Below are 5,902 nucleotides of genomic sequence, written 5' to 3'. Positions count from 1 at the left end.
GCCCGGAACCCTCCCATCTAAGCATTTGATACTGTTTTACTTTTCAGATTTTTGCAAAAAAGATGACGGTTTTTTAAAAAAGGGGTTGCGGGTGTCGGCGGGTGACCGTAGATACGCCCTCACCGAAGCGGCGGCGACGCAGCAACGGGGCGCCAGACGGGCGGCACGGACGGAAACGAACGGGTCGGTAACGAGACGCAGAACGAAAAAATCTGAGGTATTACGGGCGGGGCGCGCCGAAGAAGTTAGGGCGCATCCTGTGAGTTTTGTCTCTACGCTCTTTGAAATTGATGATATCTGAAGAGATATGTGGGCGGTTTGGTTCATTCGATGGATCAACGTCTGTATATCACGCCTTTAGGCAAAGCCGATGATGGTACGCTCAAGTAGCGTCAGCGGTAGCGCCGATGATAAGGTGTCAGCTTCACTGTTTGTACGGCTTTCGGTTTCTTCTGAAACCCGAAGCACAACAAACAGAGACTTCCATCAGGATTAGCCTCCTGGTGGAGATGTGCAGAGGTTCGAACGTCAAGGATACGGTCGCAAGATCGTTTCAACTTGAGAGTTTGATCCTGGCTCAGAACGAACGCTGGCGGCAGGCCTAACACATGCAAGTCGAGCGCACCTTCGGGTGAGCGGCGGACGGGTTAGTAACGCGTGGGAACGTACCCTTTTCTACGGAATAGCCTCGGGAAACTGAGAGTAATACCGTATAAGCCCTTCGGGGGAAAGATTTATCGGGAAAGGATCGGCCCGCGTTAGATTAGATAGTTGGTGGGGTAACGGCCTACCAAGTCTACGATCTATAGCTGGTTTTAGAGGATGATCAGCAACACTGGGACTGAGACACGGCCCAGACTCCTACGGGAGGCAGCAGTGGGGAATCTTGGACAATGGGCGCAAGCCTGATCCAGCCATGCCGCGTGAGTGATGAAGGCCTTAGGGTCGTAAAGCTCTTTCGCCAGGGATGATAATGACAGTACCTGGTAAAGAAACCCCGGCTAACTCCGTGCCAGCAGCCGCGGTAATACGGAGGGGGTTAGCGTTGTTCGGAATTACTGGGCGTAAAGCGCACGTAGGCGGATCAGAAAGTTGGGGGTGAAATCCCGGGGCTCAACCCCGGAACTGCCTCCAAAACTCCTGGTCTAGAGTTCGAGAGAGGTGAGTGGAATTCCGAGTGTAGAGGTGAAATTCGTAGATATTCGGAGGAACACCAGTGGCGAAGGCGGCTCACTGGCTCGATACTGACGCTGAGGTGCGAAAGTGTGGGGAGCAAACAGGATTAGATACCCTGGTAGTCCACACCGTAAACGATGAATGCCAGACGTCGGGCAGTATACTGTTCGGTGTCACACCTAACGGATTAAGCATTCCGCCTGGGGAGTACGGTCGCAAGATTAAAACTCAAAGGAATTGACGGGGGCCCGCACAAGCGGTGGAGCATGTGGTTTAATTCGAAGCAACGCGCAGAACCTTACCAACCCTTGACATCCTGTGCTACATCCAGAGATGGATGGTTCCCTTCGGGGACGCAGTGACAGGTGCTGCATGGCTGTCGTCAGCTCGTGTCGTGAGATGTTCGGTTAAGTCCGGCAACGAGCGCAACCCACACCCTTAGTTGCCAGCAGTTCGGCTGGGCACTCTAAGGGAACTGCCCGTGATAAGCGGGAGGAAGGTGTGGATGACGTCAAGTCCTCATGGCCCTTACGGGTTGGGCTACACACGTGCTACAATGGTAGTGACAATGGGTTAATCCCAAAAAGCTATCTCAGTTCGGATTGGGGTCTGCAACTCGACCCCATGAAGTCGGAATCGCTAGTAATCGCGTAACAGCATGACGCGGTGAATACGTTCCCGGGCCTTGTACACACCGCCCGTCACACCATGGGAGTTGGGTTTACCCGAAGGCCGTGCGCCAACCTTTCGAGGGGGCAGCGGACCACGGTGAGCTCAGCGACTGGGGTGAAGTCGTAACAAGGTAGCCGTAGGGGAACCTGCGGCTGGATCACCTCCTTTCTAAGGATGTTTCTAGTATCTCGAGCTTGCTCTTGATCGTGAAACACTTAGCAGATTGGCAATCAAAGCCGATCATACATCGGACCAGGCCGTCCTCATATCTCTTCAGAACAGAACACGGGCTACCGCCCGTATGGGTCGGTAGCTCAGGTGGTTAGAGCGCACGCCTGATAAGCGTGAGGTCGGAGGTTCAAGTCCTCCTCGACCCACCAAGTGATTTTCTGCCGCAGGCAGAAAGCACGTTGTCACGGCAGGTTGTTTGCATCGCAAACGACCGAGAGTGACCTGATGCAGTTTTTGCTTTGCAAAAGCACTGGGGCCTTAGCTCAGCTGGGAGAGCGCCTGATTTGCATTCAGGAGGTCAGGAGTTCGATCCTCCTAGGCTCCACCAATTCTCGATTTGACCGTAAAGCACTGGTCGCAGTGCTTTACCGTCCAATCGGACGCTGCGTTTCCTCGGAAACGCCTTTTACATCGTATAGAGAGATACAAAATCAACACTGTTTGATCCCGCCGAGTGTGGTGGTGATCTCAGCCAGGTTCTGCCCTCGGGCAGAAGGCGCGCAGTCGGGTGCTTCCTCGCTCGACTATGTCGTATCCCTGCTGAAACGAACAGAGTTGTCCAAGTCAAGTACACTAACCCGGTTCAGCGACAGCTGAACCATTGTCCGCTTCACCGACATGAAGCGGGCGGGAAAGTATGCTTTTGGTTCAGAATAACGGGCCGGTTGTTACCAGCTTCCGCGCCCCCGCAAGACGTGAGTTTTGCTTTTTCTGGATCAAATCAAGCGCGAGAAGGGCGTTTGGTGAATGCCTTGGCAGTAAGAGGCGATGAAAGACGTGATACTCTGCGATAAGCCATGGGGAGCTGAGAATAAGCTTTGATCCATGGATTTCTGAATGGGGCAACCCACCTGATACTGTGTTATTGTTACCAATTACCATGCTTCCAAGCTGGAGAGATGGTATCAATAATGCGGTTAACCAGGTATTTATAACCTGAATACATAGGGTTATAAAGGCAAACCCGGGGAACTGAAACATCTAAGTACCCGGAGGAAAGGACATCAATAGAGACTCCCTTAGTAGCGGCGAGCGAACGGGGACCAGCCGAGCCATGAATGTGAATAGAACCAGTTGGAATGCTGGACCATAGTGGGTGACAGTCCCGTATATGAAGCATGATTGGACGTATTAAGTAGGGCGGGACACGTGAAATCCTGTCTGAAGATCGGAGGACCACCTCCGAAGGCTAAGTACTCCTTACTGACCGATAGTGAACCAGTACCGTGAGGGAAAGGTGAAAAGCACCCCGACGAGGGGAGTGAAACAGTACCTGAAACCGAACGCCTACAATCAGTTGGAGGGCCCTTGCGGCCTGACAGCGTACCTTTTGTATAATGGGTCATCGACTTGGTCTATCTAGCAAGCTTAAGCCGTTAGGTGTAGGCGCAGCGAAAGCGAGTCTTAATAGGGCGTTGAGTTAGATGGATCAGACCCGAAACCGAGTGATCTAGGCATGACCAGGATGAAGGTAAGGTAACACTTACTGGAGGTCCGAACCCACACCTGTTGAAAAAGGTCGGGATGAGTTGTGCCTAGGGGTGAAAGGCCAATCAAACTCGGAGATAGCTGGTTCTCTGCGAAATCTATTTAGGTAGAGCGTCATCCGTATACCCTCGGGGGTAGAGCACTGGATGGGTAATGGGGCCCCACAGGCTTACTGATCCTAACCAAACTCCGAATACCGAGGAGTACTAGATGGCAGACACACCGCGGATGCTAACGTCCGTGGTGGAGAGGGAAACAACCCTGACCTCCAGCTAAGGCCCCCAATTCATGGCTAAGTGGGAAAGCAGGTGGGACGACCAAAACAACCAGGAGGTTGGCTTAGAAGCAGCCATCCTTTAAAGATAGCGTAACAGCTCACTGGTCTAAATAAGTTATCCTGCGGCGAAGATGTAACGGGGCTCAAGCCATGAGCCGAAGCTGAGGATGCCGTAAGGCATGGTAGCAGAGCGTAGTGTGACATAGTCTCATGTGTCCTTACCTACTTCGGTAGGATTGGACACAAGAGGCTTTCTGTGAAGCCGGCGCGTGAGCGATCCGGTGGAGAGATCACTAGCGAGAATGATGACATGAGTAGCGACAAAGAGTGTGAGAGACACTCTCGCCGAAAGTCCAAGGGTTCCTGCTTAAAGCTAATCTGAGCAGGGTAAGCCGACCCCTAAGGCGAGGCCGAAAGGCGTAGTCGATGGGAACCAGGTTAATATTCCTGGGCCAGTAAGAAGTGACGGATCTCGAAGGTAGTTCATCCTTATCGGATTGAGTGGGCTGCTGAGAGGTTCCTGGAAATAGCTCTTACATAAGATCGTACCCTAAACCGACACAGGTGGACTGGTAGAGAATACCAAGGCGCTTGAGAGAACGATGTTGAAGGAACTCGGCAAAATACCTCCGTAAGTTCGCGAGAAGGAGGCCCAGTTTCTACGCAAGTATTGGCTGGGGGCACAAACCAGGGGGTGGCGACTGTTTACTAAAAACACAGGGCTCTGCGAAGTCTAAAGACGACGTATAGGGTCTGACGCCTGCCCGGTGCCTGAAGGTTAAAAGGAGGGGTGCAAGCTCTGAATTGAAGCCCAGGTAAACGGCGGCCGTAACTATAACGGTCCTAAGGTAGCGAAATTCCTTGTCGGGTAAGTTCCGACCTGCACGAATGGCGTAACGACTTCCCCGCTGTCTCCAACATCGACTCAGCGAAATTGAATTGCCTGTCAAGATGCAGGCTTCCCGCGGTTAGACGGAAAGACCCCGTGCACCTTTACTACAGCTTCGCACTGGCATCAGGATTGAGATGTGCAGGATAGGTGGTAGGCTTTGAACCAGGGACGCCAGTCTCTGTGGAGCCTCCCTTGAGATACCACCCTTCTTACTCTTGATGTCTAACCGCGGTCCGTTATCCGGATCCGGGACCCTGCGTGGCGGGTAGTTTGACTGGGGCGGTCGCCTCCTAAAGCGTAACGGAGGCGCGCGAAGGTTGGCTCAGAGCGGTCGGAAATCGCTCGTTGAGTGCAATGGCAGAAGCCAGCCTGACTGCAAGACTGACAAGTCGAGCAGAGTCGAAAGACGGCCATAGTGATCCGGTGGTCCCAAGTGGGAGGGCCATCGCTCAACGGATAAAAGGTACGCCGGGGATAACAGGCTGATACTGCCCAAGAGTCCATATCGACGGCAGTGTTTGGCACCTCGATGTCGGCTCATCTCATCCTGGGGCTGGAGCAGGTCCCAAGGGTACGGCTGTTCGCCGTTTAAAGAGGTACGTGAGCTGGGTTTAGAACGTCGTGAGACAGTTCGGTCCCTATCTGCCGTGGGTGTAGGATACTTGAGAGGAGTTGCCCCTAGTACGAGAGGACCGGGGTGAACGATCCACTGGTGGACCTGTTGTCGTGCCAACGGCAGTGCAGGGTAGCTATGATCGGACAGGATAACCGCTGAAGGCATCTAAGCGGGAAGCCCCCCTCAAAACAAGGTATCCCCGAGGGCCGTGGTAGACCACCACGTCGATAGGCTGGAGATGTAAGCGCGGTAACGCGTTCAGTTGACCAGTACTAATTGCCCGATAGGCTTGATTTGTTCCAGTAACAGCAAAATTCGGAACCAATAAGCATACATTCCTCAATAAAACTCGACTTGGACAACACCGTGATGGCTCGATGCACCGCATCGAACGTCACGAAAATAGGGGTATTTCCTCGGTTTGGTGATCATAGCAAGAGCAAAACACCCAGAACCATCCCGAACCCGGAAGTTAAGTGCCTTCGCGCCAATGGTACTGCGGCTCAAGTCGTGGGAGAGTAGGTCATCGCCAAACCTAGTAAATGCCCCT

At 53.1% G+C, this 5,902-nt stretch carries 1 protein-coding gene, 2 tRNA genes and 3 rRNA genes; all 6 read left to right on the top strand.

The features are described from left to right. The coding region (locus tag FGK64_RS22410; protein ID WP_210236619.1) for a hypothetical protein at positions 1 to 301 on the top strand (301 nt) is incomplete at its 5' end. Between the two features lie 253 nt (positions 302 to 554). Next, positions 555 to 2,016: ribosomal RNA gene (locus FGK64_RS22035) — 16S ribosomal RNA — on the top strand. Between the two features lie 135 nt (positions 2,017 to 2,151). Then, positions 2,152 to 2,228 (top strand) — tRNA-Ile (locus tag FGK64_RS22030). 103 nt (positions 2,229 to 2,331) lie between these two features. Beyond that, positions 2,332 to 2,407, top strand: a tRNA-Ala gene (locus tag FGK64_RS22025). A gap of 391 nt (positions 2,408 to 2,798) precedes the next feature. Beyond that, positions 2,799 to 5,649, top strand: a 23S ribosomal RNA gene (locus FGK64_RS22020). Between the two features lie 123 nt (positions 5,650 to 5,772). After that, a 5S ribosomal RNA gene (gene rrf / locus FGK64_RS22015) occupies positions 5,773 to 5,887 on the top strand. The 16S, 23S and 5S rRNA genes sit together here with 2 tRNA genes alongside, the layout of an rRNA operon. The last annotated feature ends 15 nt before the right edge of the window (positions 5,888 to 5,902 follow it).

The organism is Arenibacterium halophilum, assembly GCF_005938225.1.
Classification (GTDB): domain Bacteria; phylum Pseudomonadota; class Alphaproteobacteria; order Rhodobacterales; family Rhodobacteraceae; genus Arenibacterium; species Arenibacterium halophilum.
The sequence above is the reverse complement of the archived record's forward strand: the minus strand, read 5'-3'. Positions and strand labels throughout refer to the sequence as shown.